Source organism: Microvirga arabica (genome assembly GCF_016811235.1).
GTDB lineage: Bacteria > Pseudomonadota > Alphaproteobacteria > Rhizobiales > Beijerinckiaceae > Microvirga > Microvirga arabica.
Window position 1 is genome coordinate 1 of the sequence record NZ_JAFBID010000085.1, and the last position, 24738, is coordinate 24738.

A 24738-nucleotide genomic window follows, 5' to 3' on the forward strand; every position below is an offset into this window, starting at 1 on the left:
GGAGCGCGTTGCCGCTGCACGCTGTTTTGCCAAGATCTCAATAGATAAATAACGGACAGCAGGCTCCAGAGGAGCCTGACGACTTCAGTTCGGGCTTGAACAAACAGGCCTGTGCTTTCTGTTGATGGGCTACCGCCCCTTCCGACCCTTGTATTTCGGCTTCTGCCCCGCGAATCCCTGCGTCGAGCGCCCCGCTGGCCTCTCGCGGAAGTTCAGCGGCACCTCGCGGTCGGTGCCGGGGCCCATCTCGTAGAGGCCGGGCTTGCGCACGCGGGTGCCTTCGTCCGACCGCCCCTTGCCGAGGGGGCCGTAGGAGTCGGCATCCTCGTCGCCCGTGCTGGCGCCTTCGCCCGAGGGCGGAAGACCCTTCGGCGGCAGGTTGGCGCTGCGGCCGTATTTGCGCGCGCCACCATACTTGCCCGCATCCCGCTCCACATCGGATTGCCGCGCCATCGGGTCGTCACTGATGGCAAGCTCCGTGGCCTGCAGCCGCTTGAGCTCGTCGCGCAGGCGCGCCGCCTCCTCGAATTCCAGGTTGGCCGCGGCCTCGCGCATGCGCTTTTCCATGTCGGCGATGACGGCCTTGAGGTTGTGGCCCACGGTCCGGTCGGCCATCCCCGTATCGACGGACACGTGGTCGCGCTCGTAGACGCTCTCCAGGATATCGGCGATGTTCTTCTTCACGCTCTGCGGCGTGATACCGTGCTCGGCATTGTAGGCGAGCTGCTTCTCGCGGCGGCGGTTGGTCTCGGCGATTGCCCGTTCCATGGAGCCGGTGATCTTGTCGGCGTAGAGGATCGCCTTGCCTTCCACGTTACGCGCCGCACGGCCGATGGTCTGCACCAGCGAGGTCTCGGAGCGCAGGAAGCCCTCCTTGTCCGCATCGAGAATGGCCACCAGCGCGCATTCGGGAATGTCGAGGCCTTCGCGCAGCAGGTTGATGCCGATGAGCACGTCGAAGGCCCCGAGGCGCAGGTCGCGAATGATCTCGATGCGCTCCAGCGTGTCGATGTCCGAATGCATGTAGCGCACGCGGATGCCGTTCTCGTGCATGTATTCGGTGAGGTCCTCGGCCATGCGCTTGGTGAGCGTGGTCACGAGCGCGCGATAGCCCTGCGCGGCGAGCTCCTTCACCTCATGCACGAGATCGTCCACCTGCGAACGTGCGGGCCTGATCTCCACCACCGGGTCCACAAGGCCCGTGGGGCGAATGACCTGCTCGACGAACACGCCGCCGGTCTGCTCCATCTCCCACTTGGCAGGCGTCGCCGACACGTGCACCGATTGCGGGCGCATGGCGTCCCATTCCTCGAAGCGCAGCGGGCGGTTGTCGAGGCACGACGGCAGGCGGAAGCCGTATTCGGCCAGCGTCGCCTTGCGGCGGAAGTCGCCGCGATACATGCCGCCGATCTGCGGCACGGTCACGTGGCTCTCGTCGGTGAACACGAGCGCGTTGTCGGGCAGGTATTCGAACAGGGTCGGCGGCGGCTCGCCGGGCTTGCGGCCGGTGAGATAGCGCGAATAGTTCTCGATGCCGTTGCACACGCCGGTGGCCTCGATCATCTCGAGGTCGAACTGCGTGCGCTGCTCGAGCCGCTGCGCCTCCAGCAGGCGGCCCATGCGGGTGAGTTCCTGCAGGCGCTGCTGCAGCTCGTCCTGGATGCCCTTCACGGCCTGCTGCAGGGTCGGGCGCGGCGTCACGTAGTGCGAGTTCGCGTAGACCTTCACGAATTGCAGGTCGTTGGTCTTCTTGCCAGTGAGCGGATCGAACTCCACGATGCTCTCGATCTCGTCGCCGAAGAGACCGATGCGCCAGGCGCGATCCTCCAAGTGGGCCGGAAACAGCTCGATCACGTCGCCGCGCACGCGGAAGGTGCCGCGGGCGAAATCGCTCTGGATGCGCTTGTACTGCAGGGCCACGAGATCCGCGATGAGCTGGCGCTGCTCGATCTTCTCGCCCACCTTCACGGAGAAGGTCATGGCCGTATAGGTCTCGACCGAGCCGATACCGTAGATGCACGACACGGAGGCCACGATGATCACGTCGTCGCGCTCCAAGAGCGCGCGGGTCGCCGAGTGGCGCATGCGGTCGATCTGCTCGTTGATGGAGCTTTCCTTCTCGATGAAGGTGTCCGAGCGCGGCACGTAGGCTTCCGGCTGGTAGTAGTCGTAATACGAGACGAAATACTCCACCGCGTTGTCGGGGAAGAACGACTTGAACTCGCCGTAGAGCTGGGCGGCGAGCGTCTTGTTCGGCGCGAGGATGAGGGCGGGGCGCTGCGTCTCCTCGATCACCTTGGCCATGGTGAAGGTCTTGCCGGAGCCCGTGACGCCGAGCAGCACCTGATCGCGCTCCTGCCGGCGCACACCGTCCACCAGCTCGCGGATCGCGTTGGGCTGGTCGCCGGAGGGCGTGAAGTCCGACTTGATCCTGAACGGAATGCCGCCTTCCGACTTCTCGGGCCGGGGCGGGCGGTGCGGCACCCAGAGCGTGCCGTTCTTGAAGCGCGGATCGCCCTCGGTGAGCAGCCGCGAGAGCGCATCGACCGTGGCGGAATAGCCGGACCCGGAGGAGAGATCGCCCAGTTCCTCAGCCACATCCGGCCCATCGTCGGGCCCCTTGGGGCCGAGCTTCTTGGCCAGCGCCGGGTCCACATCGGTGATGTCTCCGTGGATGAGGGTTTCCTGCGCGCGCTCGGCAAAGCCCTCCGCCGCCTCACGCTCCCGGTTGACCGCGGGATTGAGGAGATCGGCCAGGTGAGGGGCCAGGGGCTTCAGCTCAGGCTTGGAGGCTTTCCCGGTGGAAAGCTTGGGCTTCTTGGGTGATTTGGCCATAGAACGAATATGGTACAAACAGCGATGGATTGAAAGGGCGCAAGGCCGGATCAGGCCGAGTGCTTCTCGGCCTTCCGGCTGCCGCCCCGCAGGGCCTTGATCAGCGGCACGGCGACGAAGTGGATGAGGGGAATCAGCACAGCCCCGAGAACCAGCCCGAACAGGCCTGAGCCCGCGGCCGAGACGAGCCACTCCACGAAGCCGCCGAGCGCCGGCACCGCATGGGCGGCCGCCACCGCCGCATCGTGAATGGCGTGGCCCAGTCCGGCGAAGCCGTAGCCCTCCAGCCCATGGACGATGATGCCGCCGCCCACCCACACCATGGCGGCGGTGCCCACGATGGCGAGAAGCTTGAGCAGAACAGGCATGCCCTTCACCAGTCCCCGGCCGAAGGCTTTGGTCAGCGGGGCCAGGGTCCGGTCTGCGCCGGAGGGAGATACGCCCGGCCTGGCTCGGCCCAGGAGGCGGGAGACGGGTCGGTTGCTGGCGGCCATGGCCACGCCGGCATCGTCGGCCTTCACGATCAGGGCCACAGTGCCATAAACCGCGATCGTGATGCCGATGCCGACGACGGCCAGCACCACGGCCTGCATCCAGATCGACCCCACCGGGATGCTGGCCAGGGTGATGGCCATGATCTCGGCCGAGAGGATGAAGTCGGTCTTGATCGCGCCGCCCACCTTCTCGTTCTCGAGGCTCTGCGCCGTCTGCGTGGCTTCGCTGACGGCAGCCTCGTGCTCGTGCGCCTTATGCGGAAACAGCGCCTCGAACACCTTCTCCGAACCCTCGTAGCAGAGATAGGCGCCGCCGATCATGAGCAGCGGCGTGATGGCCCAGGGGGCGAAGAGGCTGAGCAGAAGGGCCGCGGGCAAAAGATAGAGAAGCTTGTTCTTGAGGGAGCCCAGGGCGATCCTGCCGACGATGGGCAGCTCGCGCGCGGCGGCAAATCCCACCACATAGCGCGGCGTCACGGCCGCATCATCGATCACCACGCCGGCCGCCTTTGCGCCCGCCTTGGCGGCCTGCAGGCCGACATCGTCGAGCGAAGCGGCGGCAACCTTCGCGAGGCCGGCGATGTCGTCCAGCAGGGCGATCAACCCGATGCTCATGGGGGCTCCTGTCGAAAATGGTCAAGCGTGACTGTTCGAGCAGCGAGCTACACTGCTCCTCAGAACTCGACAACGCCCGACGGGCGGGTTGGGTGCAATATGGCGTCGCTTGGCGCGGTGACCCATCGTCATTGGCCTGTCATATGACGGGCGCATGAGGATCCGGCTAACCTTGACCGTCTTGCGGAGATCCCATGCATCGCTCCTTCATCGTCGGCTCGCTTGCCGCCGCGCTCCTCTCCGGCACCGCGCTCGGTGCTTCGGCGGCCGAGTATTTCGACCGCATCGCTAGCTTTCCCATCACGGCGAACCTGCCGAAAGACGGGGACCAGAAGGCCGAGACCGTGGCCGAGATCATCACGGCGAACGAAGACGGCAAGCTGCTGATCTATACGGACAGCCCGCGTAAAGCGCTCGGCTTCATCGACATCACCGATCCCGCTCAACCGAAGGCCGGCGGTTCGCTCGCATTGAGCGGCGAGCCCACCTCCGTGAAGGTCATGGGCCAGAAGATTTATGTGGCGGTGAACACGTCCGAGAGCTTCACCAAGCCGAGCGGCAAGCTCGTGACGATCAACCTTGCCGACCGGACGGTTGCTGCGGAATGCGCCCTGCCAGGACAACCGGACTCGGTTGCGGCCCATGCGGGCGTTCTCGCTATTGCCATCGAGAATGAGCGCGACGAGAAAGTGAATGATGGCGCGCTTCCGCAGCTGCCCGCAGGTTCGCTGGTGGTCGGCCCGCTCGATGGCGATTGCGCAAGCCTCAAGACCGTCAGCCTGACCGGTCTTGCCCCCGTGGCGGGCGATGACCCGGAGCCGGAATTTGTCGATGTGTCCGATGAGGGCAAGGTCGTCGTGACCTTGCAGGAGAACAACCACATCGCCGTGGTCGACGGCAAGACCGGCAAGGTCGAGGCGCATTTCTCTGCAGGCAGCGTGGATCTCAAGGCCATCGATACCCAGAGGGACGGCAAGATCGAGCTCTCCGGTTCCATGGACAAGGTCGCGCGCGAGCCGGATGCCGTGCACTGGATCGACAACAACCGCTTCGTCACCGCCAATGAAGGCGATTGGAAGGGTGGGTCGCGCGGCTTCACCATCTTCAGCCGGGATGGCAGCGTAGCCTACGAATCCGGCGCGAGCCTGGAGCACGAGATCGTGTCGCTCGGCCATTATCCCGACAAGCGCAACAAGAAGGGCGTGGAGGTCGAAGGCGTCGAGACCGGCCGCTTCGGGAGCGACAACCTGATCTTCGTCGGCGCCGAGCGCGCCTCGGTGGTGGGCGTGTATCGCGATACGGGTGCTGCACCCGAACTCGTGCAGGTTCTGCCGACCGGTATCGGCCCGGAGGGGCTGCTCGCGATCCCTGGACGCAATCTGTTCGTTGCCACGAGCGAGACCGATCTACACGGAGACGGAGGTGTTGCTCCGCACGTGATGATCTACCAGCGCGCCGAGCGTGCGGCTCCCGCCTATCCGACGATCCGCTCGGCCAAGAACGCCAACGGTCAACCGATTGCCTGGGGCGCTCTCTCGGGCCTCGCTGCCGACAAGACACAGGCCGGCAAGCTCTACGCGGTGACGGACAGCGTCTATGCCGGCGCGCCGCGCATCCTCACCATCGACGCCACCAAGACGCCCGCGATGATCACCGGTGAAGCGCTCGTCACGCGCAACGGCGCAGCGGCCGAGAAGCTCGATCTGGAAGGCATTGCCGTGGCGGGCGAAGGGTTCTGGCTCGCCTCCGAGGGCAACCCGGAGAAGGGCCTCTTCAACCGCCTCATCAGGGTCGATGCCAAGGGTGCGATCCAGGAGGAGATCGCCGTGCCGGCGGATCTCGAGAAGGGCGCGAAGAACTACGGCTTCGAGGGCGTGACCGTCACCGGTTCGGGCGCCGACGAGATTGTGTGGCTCGCCGTGCAGCGCGAATGGGCCGATGACGGCAAGAACGCCGTGAAGCTCCTCGCCTACAAGCCCGCGGACAAGAGCTGGAGCGCTGTGCGCTATCCGCTCGACAGCGCGGAGGCAGGCTGGATCGGTCTCTCGGAGATCACGGCTGCGGGCGATCGCGTCATCATCATCGAGCGCGACAACCAGATCGCCGAGAAGGCGAAGGTGAAGAAGCTCCATGCGGTCTCCATGGCCGACATGAAGCCCCGGACGCTCGGCGGCGAGCTTCCGCTCGTGCAGAAGACACAGGTGCGCGATCTCCTGCCCGACCTGAAGGCTGCGAAGGGCTATGTGCTCGACAAGGTCGAGGGCTTCGCCATCGATGCTGCGGGTGATGCTTACATCGTCACCGACAACGATGGTGTGGACGATTCTTCCGGCGAGACGCAGTTCCTCAAGCTCGGGAAGCTGTAAAGCTGAAACTCTTCGAGGATGGAAAAGGCCGCTCAACGAGCGGCCTTTTTCGTTTCTCGCATGCCTTCAAAAGGCTGTAAAAAAGCAGCCCCGAAGGGCTGCTGAAGTGTGTGCTCACTGGGGAAACCGGGCGGAGCTTTCGCTCCGCCCATGTCGGACTGTGGGGGGATCAGCCCGGCAGCAGAACGGTGTCGACCACATGGATGACGCCGTTCGATTGCATCACGTCGGCGATGCTGACGGTGGACTTGCCGCCCTTCTTGTCGGTGATGGTGAGCGTGTTGCCGGACGGCGTGACGGTGAGCATCTCGCCCTGCACGGTCTTCAGCATGGCTTTTCCGCCGCCTTCCTTCACTTTTGCTGCGAGATCCTGCGCGGTCATCTTGCCGGCCACCACGTGATAGGTGAGCACGCCGGTGAGCTGCGCCTTGTTCTCGGGCTTCAGGAGCGTATCGACCGTGCCGGCCGGCAGCTTGGTGAAGGCTGCGTTGGTCGGGGCGAAGACCGTGAACGGGCCTGCGCCCTGCAGGGTCTCGACGAGGCCTGCAGCCTTCACGGCAGCAACGAGGGTCGTGTGGTCCTTCGAATTGACGGCATTCTCGACGATGTTCTTCGACGCGTACATCGGGCCGCCGCCGACGGTCTTGGTCTGCTCCTGCGCAGTCACGGACAGCGTGAGAGCCGGGGCGGCCAGGGCGATGGCGGCAGTCATGCAGGCAATGCGAATGTTCATGGATCTGGTCCCTGAATTGGTTGGATTAGTGATCCCGGCCTTGTTGCCGGAGACCGAAGGCTCAACCTTCAGGGCGGGTACCCCGCATGGATGCGATTGGATGCGGGGTCGCGTTTTCGTGAAGAGAGAAAAGTTTTGGGTCAGGCGGTGAACGCCGTCGGACCCCTCAGGTAAGCCTCGATGCGGTCGAGCTCCACGTCTTCCTCTTGGGCATCGCACTCGGTCTTGGAAACGCGGTTCTCGCGCGCAGGCGCGGCATGATCGGGAGCATTCTCGATGACTTGCTGCAGCTTACTCGGATTGTCGTCGTCCGGTTTGTCAGACGGCTGGCGCGGAGCCATGGCATCCTCCTTCAGGATTAGCCAAAAGTATTGGCGCGATCCGTGTCACAAATAGGGCGCCGTCACAGGGCTGTGGATGCCGTACCCTTCATCACCACAGGTCCGGTCGGCTGGCCCGTAGGGGAACCGGTGAGCGGCTCGACCGAGATCGCGAACAGTTGATTCGAATGCGGCTGCGGAAGGTTTCGCGGATCGAGCAGCACGGTTCTGGCGGTTTGGACGACGCCCACGGAGACCGGCGCGCCGTTCGGGTCCGGGAAGGTCCAGACTTGGATGGAATGGTTGTGCGGGATCTCCATGTCGCCGAGCGGCGTGAGCTCGAGGCGCCCATCCGCGAAGGTGCGCAGCACGGCGCCGGGCTGGTTGGTCTCGCTCATGAGAACCGCCACCAGGGTCGGCTGGCGGGTGGCCTTCTCGGCGAAGTAGCCCACACCCATGGCGAGCAGCAGCCCGGCCAGCGCGCCGGCCATGCCGAAGCCGCGCCAGAAGCTGAGGCTGTTCCACAGCCCCTGCAGCAGGCCCGGGGAAGCCTCCGGCCGGGCGGGCGCCGCCGGCCTTGCGGCCGTGACTGCGGGCTGAACCTCGAGGCCGGCCTCGATCTGCCGCCACAGGGCTTCACCCGGAATGACATCGGCGGCGGTGTTGTCCCATTCCGCAAAGCGGGTGCGCCATTGCTGGACGAGAGCCTGAAAGGATGCATCCGACGCCATGAGACGCTCGGCGAGCCCGCGCTCCTCGCCCTCGAGAAGACCCAGCACATGCTCGGCGGCCAGACGGTCCTGATCGTCGCGGGTCATGCCATGCACTCCCGCAACGCCAGCAGGGACCGGCGGATCCAGGACTTGATCGTGCCGAGCGGCACGCCGAGGCGGCCTGCGAGCTCCCCGTGGCTGAGGCCATGGATATAGGCGAGCGTGATGGCCTGGCGCCGCGAGGGCTCCAGGCGCTCCAGGCAGCGCTTGAGGCTCCCCGTATCGGACAGGCGCATCATGACGGTTTCGGCATTCTCCTCGTCGCTCGCGAGCCCCATGGGCTCGAAATCCTCGACCAGATCCGTGCGGGTCTCGCCGCGCAGGATATTGAGGGCACGGTTGCGCAGAATGGCGTAAAGCCAGGAACGGGCATCGCCGCGGGCCGGATCGAAGCTGTCCGCCTTGCGCCAGACCTGGAGAAAAGTGTCGTGCACGGCTTCCTCGGCCAAGGCCCGCCGCCGCAGAAGCCGCATGGCGACGCCCAGCATCCGTGGAGCCTCGATGTCATAGATGGCACGCAAGGCCGCGCGATCGCCTCGGGCGCATTGGCCGAGGGCGTGGTTCAGGTCCAAGGCCGGGGAGGCGATCTCCCCCAGCACTGCCTTCACGCGAGAACTCCGTTTCCACTTGCCAAGGATACACCCGAACCCTGCCGCTGGATGCAAAGGGCCGGAGAAAAAATCACCACCCCTGCATCCATAGAGGATTCCGGCGGGTATGCGCAACGTCGGTCGATCACGGCCGGCAGTTTTCAGCCGGAGGATCATCTCATGAAATTCACACCCTTGGCCATGGCTCTCATCGGGTCGTCACTCGTTGCCGGTGCGGCGCACGCGCAGAGCGTCGCTGCCCTCGTAGGAGACGACACGATCGCCATCGTGGATGTGGCGGGCAAGAAGGTCGAGCGTTCCATGAAGGTCTCGGGGCTCTCCGGCACCCTTGTCGGGATCGACGTGCGCCCGGCCGACGGCATGCTTTACGGCGTCGTGGCGGACGGAACGGTGGTGACGATCGACCCCGCGACGGGCAAGGCCACCATGAAGTCCAAGCTCGATACCATGCTCGCCCCCGGCACCATGGGGACCGTCGATTTCAACCCAGTGGCGGACCGGCTGCGGATCATCGGTTCGGACGGCATGAACCTTCGCGCCAATGTGGATGACGGCAAGGTCACGAAGGACGGCCAGCTGAAGTTTGCGGAATCCGACATGCACAAGGGCAAGATGCCGAAAGTTGTGGCCGGGGCCTACACCAACTCCATGAAGGGCGCGAAGGAGACGGTGCTCTACGACATCGAGGCCGGCGGCGTGCTCGTGAGGCAGGTGCCGCCCAACGACGGCGTGCTGAACTCGGTCGGCATGCTGGGCATGGAAGCCGGCACCGCGGCCTTCGACATCGTGTCCAGCGATGCCACCAACGAAGGTTGGCTCATGAGCGGCAAGTCGCTCTACAAGGTCGATCTGGCGACCGGAAAGGCCTCTGAAGTCGGGATGATCGCGGGCGTGGACGGGAATGTCCGCGACATCGCGGCGATGCCGAAAGCCATGTAGTCCGGCAGCGGCGCGCCAGCGATCGTTGGCGCCCCCGCTCGCTCAGGCGCAGCTGCGGCCCATGGCGTTGAGCCCCTCGTCCAGCAGATCGGCAAGGTTCGGGATGCCGATGAGCCAGTCGGCGGTCGAGGCCGAACTCGCCTCCTCGCGCTCCCGGGCGAGGCGCACGGCGGCGCCCCATTCCTCGGGCTCCATATCGCCGCGGCCGATATAGACCAGGGCGATCAGGTCGGCGCGCTCGTCGTCGTTGAGGCCGGCGATCACATCCCGCACTTCGTCCTCGGTCGCATCGTCCGGCGAGGCGGTCAGCGCATCGATGCTGCCGTCATCGGTGGGATTCGAGCCCGAAGCCGGATCGGTGATGCCCTCTTTGACGTCGATGGCCCTGGCCCGGAGAATGAGTTCGCAAACCTTGTCGAGCGCGATATCCATAGAAATCCTCTTCGAAGTCCTTTGGGACTGTCGTTTCATCACTTGGCTGACAGGGAAACCCGGAAGAGGGGATTCGGTTCAGCTGAGGTCCTTGGCGTCTGACGGGCTCTGCGCGTAAGGTTGAGCGAGGCTGGGGATATAACATGCGCCGATCGATTGCTTTGTGGCTGGTGGGGCTGTTCCTCGCCGCCGTTCCCGTACAAGGATCCTTTGGGCAGAGTGCCCGCCGGGCCGATCCGTTCCAGCTGGCGCCGCAGCGCCCGGGACAGACCGACGTGTACATCCTGTCCTTCGGACTCTGGGGTCCGCAAAGCGTGTTCGAGAGCGAGGCCAGGGGCGCAACCCGCATTCTGGAAGCGCAGCTCGGCGCAAAGGGCCGCTCCATCGTCCGTTCCAACACCAAGCGCCGGGCCGGCGCCACGCCTGAAACCCTTGTGGCCGCGGCCGAAGCGGCAGGCCGCACGCTCGATCCCGCCGAGGACGTGGTGGTGCTGGTCCTGACTTCCCACGGAGCGCCGGAGGGCATCGCTCTCGTGGCCGGGCGGGACACCCGCCTCGTCACGCCCGGCGACGTGAGGGGCTTGCTCGAGAGAACCCGGGCGCAGCACCGGGTGGTGATCGTCTCGGCCTGCTACTCGGGCGTTTTCGCCGACGCGCTTGCCGATGCGCGAACCCTCGTGATCACGGCGGCTGCGGCCGACAAGCCGTCCTTCGGCTGCCGGGACGGGGCGACGTGGACTTACTTTGGCGATGCCTTCTTCAACAAAGCCCTCAGGCGCGACGCGCGCCTGGATACGGCTTTCGAGAGCGCGCGCGGCCTCGTCACCCAACGGGAAAAGCGGGAGGGCTTCGATCCGTCCAATCCGCAGATCGCCGGCGGATCCCAGGTTCTGGAGCGTCTCAACGCCCGTTAGGTCTGCTGACGTGCGGCCAGCGTGCCGATACGGGCGACCCAGCGCTCGATCCGCCGCCTGTTGACGCCGAAATCGGAGCGGCCGATCTGGCTGCGGGAATAGAGCGCGAGGGTCGATTCATCCGGGCCCCTGTCGAACACCTGCACGACCACGGTATCGGGAAAGCGCATGAGGCGGGTGCGCACGAGATAGCGGTCCTGCTGCGGTCCGCGGTCGACAAGAGTCGTGCCGGGCTCCGCCAGGGCCACGTCGGACACGAGGCCGCGCAGGCGGTCGCCGGAGATCGGAAAGACAGGCGGCTCCGCATCGGGTTGCGCCTGGGAGCAGATGTCTCGCGGGCAGATCAGGGCATCGTTGGGATTGGTGCGGCGCTTGAGGGCCGCGAACTCCACAGGCCCGAGATCGGGCGAGCCGAACACGCCCTGCCATGCCCGCTCGATCCCGGTTTCCCAGCCGCGCCACAGGCCATAGCCGAGGCTGATGCCCACAAGTCCGATTGCCACAGCCTTCTTTCGCATGTTCCGCCCGTTCCCATCAGTCGCTTGACAGCTTGGCTGAGAAGAATAGGGCAGGGCGCGCCCGCATCCTAGCAATTCCCGAAGGTCCCATGAGCCCGCATACCGCCCCCATCCTGCTGCTGATCGCCTCGAACGTGTTCATGACCTTCGCGTGGTACGGACACTTGAAGTTCAAGACGTCGCCCCTGTGGATCGCCGTTATGGCAAGCTGGGGCATCGCCTTTGTCGAGTACTGGTTCGCCGTGCCGGCCAACAGGATCGGCTCCGCGGTCTATTCGGCGGCCGAGTTGAAGACCATGCAGGAGGTCATCACCCTGGTGGTCTTCGCAGGGTTCTCGGTGCTCTACCTGAAGGAGCCGCTGGGCTGGAACCACCTGATCGGCTTTGGCCTCATTGCTGCTGGAGCGGCCTTCATCTTCCAGGGGCGATGAACATCTGCCTCGTCATGGGCGGACTTGTCCCGGCCATCCACGTCTTCAACCCCGTCACGTCTGCCGAAGCCCTCATCCTGAGGAGGATTGCGTGAGCAATCCGTCTCGAAGGATCATTCAGTGCTCTCTGGACCCTCCTTGGAGACGCAGACTGCGTCTGCTCCTCAGGATGAGGTTGAGGGAGACATTTCGGGATAAGACGTGGATCACCGGCACAAGGCCGGTGATGACGAGGGAAAAACCTAAAGGAAGTCTTGGTGGCTCAGCCTCTCAAGTGGCAGGCTTCATGCGCAGGATGCGGCCGTTGCGGGAATCCGTGAGCAGATAGACGAAGCCGTCCGGTCCCTGGCGCACGTCGCGGATGCGCTCGCCGAGCTGCTGCAGCATGCGTTCCTCGCCCGTCACCCGGTTGCCGTTGGTATCGAGCCGCGACACGAGCTTGCCGGACAGGGCGCCGACCAGGATGCTGCCGCGCCAGGCCGGGAATTTGTCGCCCGTGTAGAACGCCATGCCGGACGGCGCGATGGAGGGATCCCAGTAATAGACCGGCTGCTCCAGCCCCTCTTTCTTCGTGCCTTCGCCGATCTTCTTGCCCGAATAATCGACCCCGTAGGAGATGACCGGCCAGCCGTAGTTCTTGCCCTTCTGCGGGATGTTGACCTCGTCGCCGCCGCGCGCGCCGTGCTCGACGGTCCAGAGCTCGCCCGTTGAAGGATTGAGAGCGGCGGACTGGACGTTCCGATGGCCGATGGACCAGATCTCAGGTCGGGCATCCTCGCGGTTCAGGAACGGGTTGTTGGGCGCAGGGCTCCCATCGGGCTTGATGTGGATGATCTTGCCGATGTGGTTTTCCGGGTTCTGGGCCTGATTGCGCAGGTCGAAGCGGTCGCCGAGCGTCACGAAGAGATTGCCCTCGCGGTCGAACACCAGCCGCGAGCCCCAGTGGTTGCCGCCCGTATAGGACGGCTCCTGGCGGAAGATCACCTGCAGGGACTCGAGAGCCTTTCCATCCTCGGACAGCCGTGCCCGGGCGATGCTGGTGCCGGCGCGGCCCTCGCCGCGATCCTCGGCATAGCTGAGATAGACGAGGCGGCTCTGCGCGAAATTGGGATCGAGGGCAACATCGAGGAGGCCGCCTTGCCCCCGCACGGCCAGTTTCGGAAGGCCGCGGATCGGCTCCGACAGGGCGCCGTTGGCATCGACGATGCGCAGGCGCCCGGCGCGCTCGGTGACGAGCATGCGGTTGTCCGGCATAAAGGCGAGGCCCCAGGGGTTCTGAAGATCGCGGGCGACCGTCTCGACGATCACCTCGGCCTTGTCGGTGCGAAGGCGCTGGGTGTCCTGGGCCAGAGCGGGGGAAAGGGCGCCGAGTGTCAGGGCGCAGGCCAGGGCAACACGAAGCTTAAGCATACATCTCTCCGTCGGTCCGATGCCGGAGAGCTAGACTCTTGCAGCAGGGCGTCAACCGTGCCGTCGTTCACTCACGCGTTATCGCGGAGAATAGACGTGGATGGTTTTCGTATCCTGGGCGGAGAGCGTCTGAGTGGTCGCCATGACGGAGAGCGTCGCCAGGCCCATCAGCATGATCAGGGCCAGGGAGCAGCGGCTTTCCTGGCGCCGGTCGAGACGCTGAACCCGGGACGACACGTGGCAGGCGTTTTTGGCTCTGAAGGTTTTCATCGGTTCTTCCCCTAGCAACCGAACGATGATCACAAGAGGAAAACCGCTTTGATTCAAGAAAGTTCCAGGGTGCGGCGAAAGTGCTGCTTACGGAGTCTTGGCTAAGTCTTTGTTAACTAATTATTAACCATTGTGGCAAGCCATCATGCCTGCCCCCGACGCACAACGACGGACTCGGCGGAGCGTTCCGAAGGTCCGTGAAAGACAGCCTCGATGTTGTGGCCGTCGGGGTCGAACGCGAAGGCCGCGTAGTAGCCGGGATGGTAGGAGCGCTCTCCAGGCCCGCCATTGTCACGCCCGCCGGCGCTGAGGGCGGCGGCGTGGAAAGCATGAACGCTTTCGCGGTTCTTTGCCTGGAACGCGAGATGGACGCGAGAGGTTGAGCCCTCAGCCTTATCGACCCAAAGCTCGTCGCAGGCGAAATGCTCCGGGCTCTCGGACGTGAAGTCGCGTCCGACAGCCTTCAGCACGGCGCGGTAGAAGCGCCGGCTCGCTTCGATGTCGGAGACGCGCAGATGCACGTGATCAATCAGGCGGCCTTGGTGATGCTGCATCCGTTATTTCCCATATCCCACGCCATCCCCGGACTTGTTCTGGGGATCCACGTCTTCAAGCTTCTAAAACGTGGATGGCCGGGACGAGCCCGGCCATGACGAAGTGTTTTATACGATGTTTACTCAGCCTTGATGCCGGCGGCCTTGATGATCTCGGCCCAGGTCTGGATCTCCTTCTCGAGATATGGCTTGAAGGCCGCCGGATCGCGCACGTTTAGGGTGAAGCCGAGCTTGGTGATCCGCTCCTTCACGTCGGGCTTGTTGAGGATCGCGATGATCGTGCCCGAGAGCTTGTCGAGAACGGGCTTCGGCGTGTTCACCGGGGCGAAGAACGCCGCCCAGGATTCCGCATCGGCGTTGGTGATGCCCTGCTCGCGCAGGGTCGGCACGTCCGGCGCCTGCGGGTTGCGCTGCGGGCTGGCAATCCCGATGGCGCGCATCTGGCCGGCCTGGAACTGGGAGAGCACGCTCGGCAGGGTCGAGTTCGACACGTCGATGCGCCCGCCCATGAGCTCCGTCACCAGGGGCGCGGCACCCCGGAAGGGCACATGGGTCATCTTGGTGCCGGTGCGGGTCATGAAGAGCTCGGTGGCGAGATGCGAGCCGGAGCCCACGCCCGTCGAGCCGTAATTGAGCTTGCCGGGATCCTTCTTGGCGAGTTCCACCAGCTCCGGAATCGTCTTCACGGGCAGGTCGTTCTTGACCACGAACACATGCTCGAAGGCGCCGGCGCCGGCGAGCGGCGCGAAGTCCTTCACGGCATCGTAGCCCGGCTCTTTAAGCAGGAACATGTTGTTCCCGTGGGTCTGGTTGTTGCCGAACACGATAGTGTATCCGTCGGGATCCGCCTTGGCGACCGTGCGGGTGCCGACCGCCCCGGAGGCACCGGCGAGGTTCTCGACGATCACGTTCTGGCCGAGCTCCTTGCCCATCTCCTCCGCCACGATGCGGGCGATGACGTCCGTGGGGCCGCCCGCCGGGTAGGGGACCACCATCTTGATGACGCGGGTGGGGAAGTCCTGGGCGGAGGCAGCAGAAGCGAAGAGGGCGGCGCCGGCGAAAAGGCCGAGCGCGAGGCGGCGGGTGACGGATTGGGTCATCGGAAAAGGCGTCTCCTCAAAATCCCGTCTGGGAAGGGTTGTTTTTCCTGGCTGTTTTGCTTGCTTGGACGGCTTGACCGTTTTAGGGTCCGCCGCCGTCACGGTCCCTTTTTAACGCCCCGCTCGGAGGATTCCCATGGGCTTTTTGTCTGACGCCCTTTCCCGTATCAAGCCGTCTGCCACCATCGTCATCACGCAGAAGGCGCGGGATCTGAAAGCCCAGGGCCGGGACGTGATCAGCCTCTCCGTCGGCGAGCCGGATTTCGACACGCCCGACAACATCAAGGAAGCGGCGATTGCCGCCATCCGCCGGGGCGAGACCAAGTACACGCCGGTCTCCGGCATCGTGCCGCTGCGCGAGGCGATCTCGCGCAAGTTCAAGCGCGAGAACGGCCTCGACTACAAGCCCTCGCAGACCATCGTGTCCACCGGTGGCAAGCACGTGATCTACAACGCGCTGCTCGCCACCCTGAACCCGGGCGACGAGGTGATCATCCCGGCGCCTTACTGGGTGTCGTATCCTGAGATGGTGGTGCTGTGCGGCGGCAAGCCCGTGTTCGTGGACTGCACCATGGAGCACAACTTCAAGCTCCAGCCCGAGCCGCTCGAGCGCGCCATCACGCCGAAGACGAAGTGGATCATCCTCAACTCGCCGTCGAACCCGACGGGTGCCGCGTATTCGCGTGCCGAGATGAAGGCGATCACCGATGTGCTGATGCGCCACCCGCATGTGTGGGTGCTCACCGACGACATGTACGAGCACCTGACCTACGGCGATTTCGAGTTCGTCACGCCAGCCCAAGTGGAGCCGAACCTCTACGAGCGCACGCTCACCATGAACGGCGTGTCGAAGGCCTATGCCATGACCGGCTGGCGCATCGGCTATGCGGGCGGGCCTGAGCATCTCATCAAGGCCATGGATTTCGTGCAGGGCCAGCAGACGTCGGGCACCAGCGCGATCTCGCAATGGGCGGCCGTTGAGGCGCTCGACGGTCCGCAGGATCACCTGCCGCGCTTCAAGAAGGCCTTCGAGGAGCGCCGCGACCTCGTGGTCTCCATGCTCAATCAGGCGAAAGGTCTGAAGTGCCCGATGCCGGAAGGCGCGTTCTACGTCTATCCGTCCTGCGCCGAGGCCATCGGCAAGACCGCGCCCTCGGGCAAGGTGCTGGAGACGGACGAGGACTTCGTATCCGAGCTGCTGGAAGCCGAGGGCGTCGCCGCCGTGCACGGCTCGTCCTTCGGGCTGGGCCCCAACTTCCGCATCTCCTACGCCACGTCCAACGCGGCGTTGGAGGATGCCTGCAACCGCATCCAGCGCTTCTGCGGATCGTTGCGCTGATGAGCCTGCCGCGGACCTTCCATCCTGATCCCGCGGCAGAGCCCTACTGGGCCAATCCCGCTTCCACGCACCGCGTGAAGTTTGACGCCCGCGTCGACTTCACCAACGGCGGCTATGTGGAGGCGAAGGATTTCCTGCTCGACATCGAGGGCGACAGCATCGCGCCCGAGCGCTTGGCTGAGATGATCGTCTCGGCCATGAACCTGCTGCGCGCCGGCCCTGTGACGATCAACGCGATGCGCGTGGTGCGACGGGGTGAGCACCAGGACGGGTGAGGCAGCCGGAGACAAGAAAAAAGGGCCGCTTCAGCGGCCCTTTTCGATTCCAGCGACGCATCGCTCAGATGACGAAGAAGTCCTTCTCGGTCATCTTCAGGTTCTTCTTGAGGGTTGCGATCTCCACCGCCTTCTTCGCGCCCGAGCCGTCCGCATCGTAGAGCAGCACGCCCTTCGCCTTGTTGTAGATTAGGTAGTCGTTAGCGTCCTTGGCCTTGTCGCCCACCGTGAAGAAGTCCTTGGCGAGCTTTGCGGGCTTCTTCTCCGTGCCCTTCTTGCCGAGCTTGGCGAACACCTTGTTCTCAAGCCAGATGCCATCGTCCTTCACGTTGAAGTCGGTGATCTTGTCGAGATTGGTCGCTTTGTTCGCCTTGGTGTCGAACACGAAAATGTCCTTGCCCTTGCCGCCGGTCAGCACGTCCTTGCCGGCGCCGCCGATCAGGATGTCGTTGCCGAGGCCCGCGTCGATCTGATCGTTGCCGGCAAGGCTGGTGAAATGATCCTGCCCGGCCCCGCCTTTCATCACGTCGGCGCCGGGGCTGCCGACAGCCCGCTCGTTGAGAACATCCTGAACCAGGATCGTGACAATCTTGTCGGTGCTTGAGCCAAAGGCATCGGTCGCCCGCACCGTGATGGTATGCTGGCTCGCCTGCTCGTGATCGAGCTTGACCCCGTTGGCGACCTTGAGCGTGCCTGAGGCGTCCATTGTGAAACGCCCGTCCGCATCACTGATGAGAGCAAAGCGCAGTGATCCGCTTGCCGATGAAACGAACGAACCAATGCTGGTGCCGTTGCACTGTTCTCGGCCACGACATCGCCGGTCAAGGAACTCTGCGTTCCCCCTGCCAGTCCAGCGAGGCTGAGCTTGGTATTACCGAATTGGAAGATCTCCACATTGTAGATCGTGTCGGTCCCATCGCGGCCCGCGATCTTGTCGGTCAGCGTGACGGAGCCGTCGGCGTTGAGCCTGACGGTATATTCGTCCCGATCGCCGGTCAGCATGAGCGTGTCGTTGCCACCTCCGCCGTCGAGACGGTTGGAGCCCCTGTTGCCGAAAAGGATGTTGCCGATGCCGTTGCCGGTAAGATTGATGTTGCCGGCATCTGCGCCTGCATACAGGGTCTCCATCTCCGCGTTCGCAGCGAGCGTGTAGGATGTGTTGGCGATCAGTGTATCGGTGCCTTTGCCGGAGGCTTCTACGATGACGTCCAATGCATCGACGATATAGGTGTCATCATCCTCGTCACCATACAGCTCATCCCTGCCGGCGCCGCCATCGAGAACATCATTGCCTGTTGCGCCATAGAGAGTGTCGTCGCCGTCGAGGCCAGAGAGCCGGTCGTTATCCGCATCTGCCCAGAAGATGTCGTTGCCGGTACCGCCCTCCAAGATGTCGGCCTCTTGCGAACCTTCGATCACCTCTATTTCCGTGTAGGTATCACCAAATGCGGCGCCGCCATTAGCAAGCCGTCCCGAGAGATAGACTTGGACACCGCCGCCGCCGGAATAGCTCACGGTGTCCTTCCCCTCGCCGCCATGGAAATCGTCGGCGCCGCCTTCTCCACCGAACAGCACGTCGTCGCCACCCTCGCCGAAGAAGTCGTCATCTCCTTTGAAGCCGTTGAGGATGTCGTTTCCTGAAGCGCCCTTGAGAGTATCGTTGCCGTTGCCGCCCTCAAGCGTATTACGGTGGTTCGTTCCCTCGATGACCTCGATGCTGTCGAAGACGTCTCTAGCCGCAGCGCCAGTGTTATTGGTTCGGTTTAAAAGATAAACGCCAACGCCACCTGTGGCGCCGAGATAGCTGACTGTATCCGTGCCGGCGCCGCCAAAGAATCTGTCGTCACCTCCCGCTGTACCGATCAAGCGGTCGTCGCCTCCCATGCCATAGAGAGCATCGTTCCCGGCTCCACCGTCGAGTGTATCGCCGAGGGTAAAGTCCGTTCCCCCGAATTGCTCGTCGGCACTTGTGCCGGTCCAGCGAACGGCATCGGCTCTGGGATCGACGATCTGCGCGCGGAGAGTCAGGGCCGCGCCTGCGCCGATGTTTTCCCAGCCGACGACGAAGCGGCCGTCGGCTAAGGCCCTGATCGTGGCTTCTTGCTGATCATCGCTGGGTCCGTGAACCACGATAGGATTGTGAGTTTTGATGCCGGACCCATCATATATCTGGGCTTGGACATCATTGTCGTTCTCATAAGCAATTGCAAAGCCACCATCGGGAAGAGCAGCGACGACAGGCCTGTTGATTTCTGTGCTCGATTCCGAAAGAACTTTCACGGCTGAGGCATCGCCATCTGTCTCATAGATTACAGCTTTGATCTTATAGGCGTTCTGAGTAGATGGGTCCCAATCTTTCCAAGCGATCACAAAGCGACCACCGGCGAGAGCGGTCACGCTGACACTTGAAGATGTCCCACTTCCAGTTGGAATATCCCAGCTTGCTGCAGGTATTGATGTTAAGGGTGCCGAGTGCGCCTGAACCTTGATGAGGTTGGTTGAAGGGCTAAGAGCTACGTGGATGAGCATGCCCTTATAACGAGCATCATCCGGTGCATTAATAATTTCAGCGCTGGACTGGGACTCGAAGCGTCCATCTAAAGATGAACCTCCATTCGGCTGGCCAATCCTATTGTACGAATACGACTCGGAACGTACTATATTGTCTATGATTTGAGTTAGAAACGAGACGACAATTTTGTCGCCAAAGGAGGTTATGTGAGGGGCAAGCTGCACGCCCTCTGTGGCACCGGCGACAAAATCCTGTTGCGTCGTCGCAGTTCCTGTAGCGTCGTAAATGCGCGCTCTTATGTCAGAAATTGTGCCCTGGCTGTAGTCTTCCCACGCAATGGCAAAGCCCCCGTCGTTCAGGGCTGTCACGCTTGGGTTGCGTTGGCCTCCGGGAATGACTGTATTGACCCGAACGGGCGGACTATCATTCTTGGGTGTGCCTTCAGCATTGTAAATCTGCGCCATGATATTGGCGTCAGTATCGCGATTGATCGTATCGTATTGCGTCCAGACGGCCACGAAGGTACCGTTCTTGAGAGCTGCAACCTTAAGATCGAATCTTTCACCGCTGGCGCCGATGTTGAGTTGTGCTCCCGAAAGCGAAAGATCCGGCATTTTGACTTTTCCTCAGAACATTCCTTTTTAATAATATATATTATAACAATTGAATTGCCACTCTCATTCTGTTGGGATAGTTGATAGGCGCATTTCCTTGCGGAATATGAGGTCATGCTCCCTAGCCCATGAGGCGGTAGGACCGTGAGCTTTTCCCCTTGCCATTCCCTAACGACAGGCAGAGCATCATCCTCAACGCGCCTTGGAACAAGAGCGCGCCAACAGCGGGGGCAGGGAGGATGAGATCCTATGGCACCCAACGGCAGACTAGCGGCGGGCCCGCGATGCATTGCGATCGTCGGCCCGTTTCAGAGCGGCAAGACCACGCTTCTTGAGGCTATCCTGGAGCGGACCGGAACCATCTCGCGGGCAGGCCGCGTGGCGAACGGTGACAGCGTAGGCGATGCGAGCACTGAAGCCCGCGCCCATGCCATGAGCATCGAGCCCAATGTGGCCACGGTGAATTTTCTCGGCGAGAGCCTGACCTTCGTCGACTGCCCCGGCTCCACGGAATTCCTGCACGAAATGCGCAACATCACGCCGGTCTGTGACGCGGCGATCGTCGTGTGCGAGGCGGATGAGCGCAAGATCCCGGCCCTTGAAGTCATCCTGCGGGAGCTTGAGGAAGCCGATATTCCGCGCTTCCTCTTCATCAACAAGATCGACACCGCCACCCAGCGCATTCGCGAGACGCTTGCCCTCCTGCAGGAGGCGTCGCGCACGCCGCTGCTCCTGCGCCAGATTCCGCTCTGGAAGGACGGCATCGCGGTGGGCTTCATCGACCTCGCGCTCGAGCGCGCCTTCATCTATCGCGAGCATGCGCCGAGCGAGGTGGTCGATCTGCCCGAGGGCGAGCTGCCGCGGGAGAAGGAGGCGCGCTTTGCCATGCTCGAACGCCTGGCCGATTACGACGACGCGCTCATGGAAGAGCTGATCTCGGAGATCGAGCCGCCGCGCGACCAGATCTTCGACGATCTCTCCAAGGAGCTGCGGGAAAGGCACGTGGTGCCGGCGCTCATCGGCTCGGCCGAGCGCGGCAATGGGGTCACGCGGCTTCTGAAGGCACTCCGCCATGAGGCTCCAGGTTTGACGGAAACCCGCTCGCGGCTCGGCATACCCGAACAGGGGGCGCCTTTGGCCCAGACCATGAAGACCCTGCACCAGGGGCAGGGCGGCAAGCTCTCCATCGCCCGCGTCATGCGCGGCACCTTCCACGAGGGCGACACTGTGGTGGGCTCCCGCGGCGGCGAGGCGCGGATCGGCAGCCTGTTGACCATGGTGGGCAATACGACGGCCCGAAAGCCGGAAGCCATCGCGGGCGACACGGTCGGCTTCGGCCGGTTGGAAAACATCGCCACGGGCGACAGCTTCGCGGCCGGCAAGGCAAGGCCGGAGGCCATCCTGTCCGTTGCGCCGCCCGAGCCGGTCTATGCGGTGGCCCTCAAGGTGAAGGACCGCAAGGACGACGTGCGCCTCTCGAGCGCGCTCGCCAAGATCACCGAGGAGGACCCGTCGCTCGCGGTCGAAACCCGGCCCGAGATGGGCGAGATCCGGCTGCACGGGCAGGGGGAGATGCACCTGCGGGTGGCGGTGGAAAAGCTCGCCTCGCGCTTCCAGGTAGGCGTCGAGACCGCCAAGCCCAAGGTAGCCTATTGCGAGACGATCAAGCTGCCGGCGGCGGCCCGCGGCCGTCACCGCAAGCAGACCGGCGGCCACGGCCAGTTCGGCGACGTGATGATCGAGATCAAGCCCTTGCCGCGCGGGGAGGGCTTTGCGTTTCAGGATCAGATCACCGGCGGCGTGGTGCCGCGCCAGTACATCCCGTCCGTGGAGACTGGGGTGCGGGATGCGCTCAAGTGCGGCCCCCTCGGCTTTCCCGTGGTCGATCTCGCCGTGAGCCTGACGGACGGCTCCTACCACACGGTGGATTCCTCGGACGCCGCCTTCCAGGCCGCCGCCAAACTGGCCCTGGCCGAGGCGTTGCCGAAAGCCAAGCCCGTGCTGCTGGAGCCGGTGTTGTCGGTGGAGATTACGATCCCGTCCGAGGCGCTGTCCAAGGCCACGGCCCTGGTGACCGGCCGGCGCGGGCAGATCCTCGGCTACGACGAGCGGCCCGGATGGACAGGGTGGCAGGTCCTGAGCGCCACGATCCCGGAATCCGAGATCGGCGATCTCATCGTGGAACTGCGCTCGGCGACCGCTGGCGTCGGAACCTTCTCGACCCGGTTCGACCACATGGCGGAACTCAGCGGCCGCCCGGCCGACATGGTGCTGCAGAAGGCTCATTGAGCTCTCTTGACCTGAACGATCCGCACAGATCGTTCAGGTCTAAACTATTCTTATCGACAAAAGCGCTCTTCCGCGCCAAGTTAAGCTTGATGGAGACGCCATCTCCCATGAAGCAAACCTCGCCCAGAAGCGGAGGACGACGATGAACGCCACGAACCCGGCGCCTGTCACGGCAGGCGCTCAGCAATCTGCTGCAGCCCGCCCCTGGCTCAAAGCCTATCCGGCCAGCGTTCCGCCCGCGATCGACGAGGCCAGGATCGGCACGGTCAACGACATCTTCCGCGACGCCCTCGCCAAGTACCCGAACCGTCCGGCCGCCGAGAGCTTCGGCAAGCGCGTGACCTATGCCGCGCTCGGGCGCGACGCCGATGCGGTCGCCTCCTGGCTCCAGGGCCAGGGGCTGAAGAAGGGCGACCGGGTTGCCATCATGCTGCCGAACGTCATGGCCTTCCCGGCCATTCTGTTCGGGGTGCTTCTGGCCGGCGGCACGGTGGTGAACGTCAACCCGCTCTACACCCCGCGCGAACTGACCTACCAGCTCAACGACTCCGGCGCCCGCTTCCTGTTCGTGCTCGAAAACTTCGGCTCGACGGTCCAGGAATCGCTTTCGGAGATCAAGCTGGATCGAGTCGTCGTCGTGACGCCGGGCGATCTGCTCGGCCTGAAGGGCGCAATCGTCAATCTCGTGTCCCGGCGCGTGAAGAGAGCCGTGAAGCCATTCAGCCTGCCGCAGGCGATAACCTTCAAGGCTGTCATGGCTGAGGGCGCGCGCACGAAGCCGAAGCCGGTCACCGTTTTGCCGGATGACATCGCCTTCCTGCAGTACACCGGCGGCACGACCGGCGTTGCCAAGGGTGCCACGCTCCTTCATCGCAACGTGGTGGCCAACGTCATGCAGTGCGAGGCCTGGATGCTGCCCTTCTTCGGGGACCGCGAGGATCATCTCATGGTCACCGCGCTGCCGCTCTACCACATCTTCGCGCTCACGGTCTGCGGTCTCCTGATGGCGAAGATCGGCGGCTGCCAGCTACTGATCGCCAATCCGCGCGACATCCCAGGCTTCGTCAAGACGCTGCAGAAGAGTCGCATCACGCTCATGTCCGGCCTCAACACCCTCTACAACGCCCTGGCCCATGCGCCGGGTATCGAGAAGGTGGATTTCTCCCAGATGGTCTTTGCCGTCTCGGGCGGCATGGCCACCCAGGAGGCCGTGGCCAAGAAATGGAAGGACATCACCGGGCAGCCGATCGTCGAAGGCTATGGTCTCTCCGAGACCTCACCGGTCGTTTGCGCCAACCGCCTCGACATCGAGGATTTCACCGGCACCATCGGCTATCCCCTGCCGTCGACGGATGTGACCATCCGCTCCAGCGACGGCACGATCCTTCCCGATGGCGAGCGGGGCGAGCTGTGCGTGAAGGGTCCGCAGGTGATGGCGGGCTACTGGCAGCGGCCCGACGAGACCGCGAAGGTCATGACCTCGGACGGCTGGTTCCGCACCGGTGACGTGGCGGTCATCCTGCCCGACGGTCAGATCAAGATCGTGGATCGCATGAAGGACATGGTTCTCGTCTCCGGCTTCAACGTCTATCCCAACGAGGTCGAGGACGTGCTCGCCAACCATCCGGGCGTGATGGAATCGGCCGTCATCGGCCTGCCGGACGAGCATTCGGGCGAGGCAGTGGTGGCCTATGTGGTCCGCAAGGACCCGAACATCACGGCCGACGAGCTGCGCCAGTTCTGCCGCGAGAACATGACCGGCTATAAGGTGCCCCGCCGGATCGAGTTCCGCGAGACCCTGCCGAAGACCAATGTTGGCAAGGTTCTGCGCCGTGCGTTGAAGGAAGAGGCGGAGCAGTCCCACGTCCGATGGAGCTGACCTCGGTCAGCGCATCGTGCGGACCCAAAGGTGGACAGCGATTTTGGGTCCTGTGCTCCAAGTCCCAAAAAGAAAAAAGCCGGGCCAAAGGCCCGGCAAAAGTAGAGGTCCGACAAAGAAGTCAAAACCTTCCAGAGGGAACGGCCGACACGGCAGCGCCGGGAGGAAGAAAGCACTGCCGCGTTGAAATCAGCCACCGCTCATATCGACCGCATCCTGCCTCTTTGCAATGCAGCATGCCTCATGAAAGGGCTGCAAATAACGCATGGCTACCGTCACACAGGTGACAAAGTCGGGGAAGCTATCGAGCTTGGCTTTGGATTCGGGTCTAGAGCATCGTGCGGAAAAGTGGCCCCGGTTTTCCGCTCCGAACGATGCTCTCATCTATGAAGAAGCATCGGACCCAAAAGTGCAAATCCACTTTTGGGTCCGATGCTTTAAGGCTTGTGGGGATTCATCGTGAATTGATGACGGCGGCGGCGAGATAGATCATTGCGGAGAAGCTTTGGTCGGTC

General features: G+C 63.6%; 22 protein-coding genes. 8 read left to right on the forward strand and 14 right to left on the reverse strand.

What is annotated here, in order from left to right; translation table 11 throughout:
- Positions 1-129: 129 nt before the first annotated feature.
- Together uvrB and JQC81_RS27105 are read right to left on the reverse strand one after the other, a co-directional pair.
- Positions 130-2835 carry an excinuclease ABC subunit UvrB gene (uvrB, locus tag JQC81_RS27100; RefSeq protein ID WP_203274905.1) on the reverse strand — a complete coding sequence of 902 codons (2706 nt, stop codon included), beginning with the start codon at positions 2833-2835 and terminating at the stop codon, positions 130-132.
- A gap of 50 nt (positions 2836-2885) precedes the next feature.
- Positions 2886-3944, reverse strand: coding sequence for a DUF808 domain-containing protein (locus tag JQC81_RS27105; RefSeq protein WP_203274906.1), 1059 nt, complete (start codon positions 3942-3944; stop codon positions 2886-2888).
- Positions 3945-4138: 194 nt separating this feature from the next.
- Here JQC81_RS27105 and JQC81_RS27110 point away from each other — a divergent pair, with 194 nt between their 5' ends.
- On the forward strand, positions 4139-6310 hold the full coding sequence (locus JQC81_RS27110) for an esterase-like activity of phytase family protein (RefSeq protein ID WP_203274907.1): 2172 nt from the start codon (positions 4139-4141) through the stop codon (positions 6308-6310).
- A gap of 169 nt (positions 6311-6479) precedes the next feature.
- Here the strand turns inward: JQC81_RS27110 and JQC81_RS27115 are convergent, their stop codons facing one another.
- From JQC81_RS27115 to JQC81_RS33495, 4 genes are all read right to left on the reverse strand, one after another.
- Complete coding sequence (locus JQC81_RS27115) at positions 6480-7043, reverse strand: fasciclin domain-containing protein (protein ID WP_203274908.1); 564 nt, start codon at positions 7041-7043, stop codon at positions 6480-6482.
- A gap of 140 nt (positions 7044-7183) precedes the next feature.
- Entirely contained in the window at positions 7184-7384 is a 201-nt protein-coding gene (locus JQC81_RS27120) for a hypothetical protein (protein WP_203274909.1), read from the reverse strand.
- A 62-nt stretch (positions 7385-7446) separates the two neighbouring features.
- Positions 7447-8181: an anti-sigma factor gene (locus JQC81_RS27125; RefSeq protein WP_203274910.1), complete on the reverse strand. Its 735-nt coding sequence runs from the start codon at positions 8179-8181 to the stop codon at positions 7447-7449.
- Positions 8178-8744 carry a sigma-70 family RNA polymerase sigma factor gene (locus JQC81_RS33495; protein WP_312887592.1) on the reverse strand — a complete coding sequence of 189 codons (567 nt, stop codon included), beginning with the start codon at positions 8742-8744 and terminating at the stop codon, positions 8178-8180. The genes JQC81_RS27125 and JQC81_RS33495 overlap by 4 nt, the downstream gene beginning before the upstream one ends.
- A 162-nt stretch (positions 8745-8906) precedes the next feature.
- On the opposite strand from JQC81_RS33495, the gene JQC81_RS27135 reads away from it, so the two are divergent.
- Entirely contained in the window at positions 8907-9686 is a 780-nt protein-coding gene (locus tag JQC81_RS27135; RefSeq protein ID WP_203274912.1) for a DUF4394 domain-containing protein, read from the forward strand.
- Positions 9687-9728: 42 nt separating this feature from the next.
- Here the strand turns inward: JQC81_RS27135 and JQC81_RS27140 are convergent, their stop codons facing one another.
- The gene (locus JQC81_RS27140) at positions 9729-10118 is read right to left on the reverse strand and encodes a DUF3775 domain-containing protein (RefSeq protein ID WP_203274913.1); all 390 of its coding nucleotides are present in this window, start codon (positions 10116-10118) and stop codon (positions 9729-9731) included.
- Between the two features lie 143 nt (positions 10119-10261).
- Between JQC81_RS27140 and JQC81_RS27145 the strand changes: the two genes are divergently transcribed.
- Positions 10262-11032 (forward strand): C13 family peptidase, encoded by a 771-nt coding sequence (locus JQC81_RS27145; RefSeq protein ID WP_203274914.1) that lies wholly within the window; start codon positions 10262-10264, stop codon positions 11030-11032.
- Here JQC81_RS27145 and JQC81_RS27150 read toward each other — a convergent pair.
- Entirely contained in the window at positions 11029-11550 is a 522-nt protein-coding gene (locus JQC81_RS27150; RefSeq protein WP_203274915.1) for a DUF1499 domain-containing protein, read from the reverse strand. The genes JQC81_RS27145 and JQC81_RS27150 overlap by 4 nt on opposite strands.
- 89 nt (positions 11551-11639) lie before the next feature.
- On the opposite strand from JQC81_RS27150, the gene JQC81_RS27155 reads away from it, so the two are divergent.
- Positions 11640-11981 (forward strand): DMT family protein, encoded by a 342-nt coding sequence (locus JQC81_RS27155; RefSeq protein WP_203274916.1) that lies wholly within the window; start codon positions 11640-11642, stop codon positions 11979-11981.
- Between the two features lie 270 nt (positions 11982-12251).
- Here the strand turns inward: JQC81_RS27155 and JQC81_RS27160 are convergent, their stop codons facing one another.
- The 4 genes from JQC81_RS27160 to JQC81_RS27175 all read right to left on the reverse strand — a co-directional run bounded on the left by JQC81_RS27160 (position 12252) and on the right by JQC81_RS27175 (position 15315).
- Complete coding sequence (locus tag JQC81_RS27160; protein WP_203274917.1) at positions 12252-13391, reverse strand: PQQ-dependent sugar dehydrogenase; 1140 nt, start codon at positions 13389-13391, stop codon at positions 12252-12254.
- A 78-nt stretch (positions 13392-13469) separates the two neighbouring features.
- The gene (locus JQC81_RS27165) at positions 13470-13661 is read right to left on the reverse strand and encodes a hypothetical protein (protein ID WP_203274918.1); all 192 of its coding nucleotides are present in this window, start codon (positions 13659-13661) and stop codon (positions 13470-13472) included.
- A 143-nt stretch (positions 13662-13804) separates the two neighbouring features.
- Complete coding sequence (locus JQC81_RS27170) at positions 13805-14215, reverse strand: VOC family protein (protein ID WP_203274919.1); 411 nt, start codon at positions 14213-14215, stop codon at positions 13805-13807.
- A 119-nt stretch (positions 14216-14334) separates the two neighbouring features.
- Entirely contained in the window at positions 14335-15315 is a 981-nt protein-coding gene (locus JQC81_RS27175) for a Bug family tripartite tricarboxylate transporter substrate binding protein (protein ID WP_203274920.1), read from the reverse strand.
- A 136-nt stretch (positions 15316-15451) separates the two neighbouring features.
- Between JQC81_RS27175 and JQC81_RS27180 the strand changes: the two genes are divergently transcribed.
- Both JQC81_RS27180 and JQC81_RS27185 read left to right on the forward strand, forming a co-directional pair.
- Positions 15452-16654 carry a pyridoxal phosphate-dependent aminotransferase gene (locus tag JQC81_RS27180; protein ID WP_036351150.1) on the forward strand — a complete coding sequence of 401 codons (1203 nt, stop codon included), beginning with the start codon at positions 15452-15454 and terminating at the stop codon, positions 16652-16654.
- Positions 16654-16929 (forward strand): hypothetical protein, encoded by a 276-nt coding sequence (locus JQC81_RS27185; protein WP_203274921.1) that lies wholly within the window; start codon positions 16654-16656, stop codon positions 16927-16929. The genes JQC81_RS27180 and JQC81_RS27185 overlap by 1 nt, the downstream gene beginning before the upstream one ends.
- 64 nt (positions 16930-16993) lie before the next feature.
- Here JQC81_RS27185 and JQC81_RS27190 read toward each other — a convergent pair whose 3' ends face one another.
- Both JQC81_RS27190 and JQC81_RS27195 read right to left on the reverse strand, forming a co-directional pair.
- On the reverse strand, positions 16994-17557 hold the full coding sequence (locus JQC81_RS27190; protein ID WP_203274922.1) for a M10 family metallopeptidase C-terminal domain-containing protein: 564 nt from the start codon (positions 17555-17557) through the stop codon (positions 16994-16996).
- On the reverse strand, positions 17452-20055 hold the full coding sequence (locus JQC81_RS27195; protein WP_203274923.1) for a calcium-binding protein: 2604 nt from the start codon (positions 20053-20055) through the stop codon (positions 17452-17454). Before JQC81_RS27195 ends, JQC81_RS27190 begins: the two co-directional genes overlap by 106 nt.
- Before the next feature lie 249 nt (positions 20056-20304).
- Between JQC81_RS27195 and JQC81_RS27200 the strand changes: the two genes are divergently transcribed.
- Together JQC81_RS27200 and JQC81_RS27205 are read left to right on the forward strand one after the other, a co-directional pair.
- Positions 20305-22344, forward strand: a complete 2040-nt coding sequence (locus JQC81_RS27200; protein WP_203274924.1) for an elongation factor G — start codon at positions 20305-20307, stop codon at positions 22342-22344.
- Positions 22345-22486: 142 nt separating this feature from the next.
- A complete protein-coding gene (locus JQC81_RS27205) occupies positions 22487-24223 on the forward strand; it encodes an AMP-binding protein (RefSeq protein ID WP_203274925.1) in 1737 nt (578 codons plus the stop codon).
- The last annotated feature ends 515 nt before the right edge of the window (positions 24224-24738 follow it).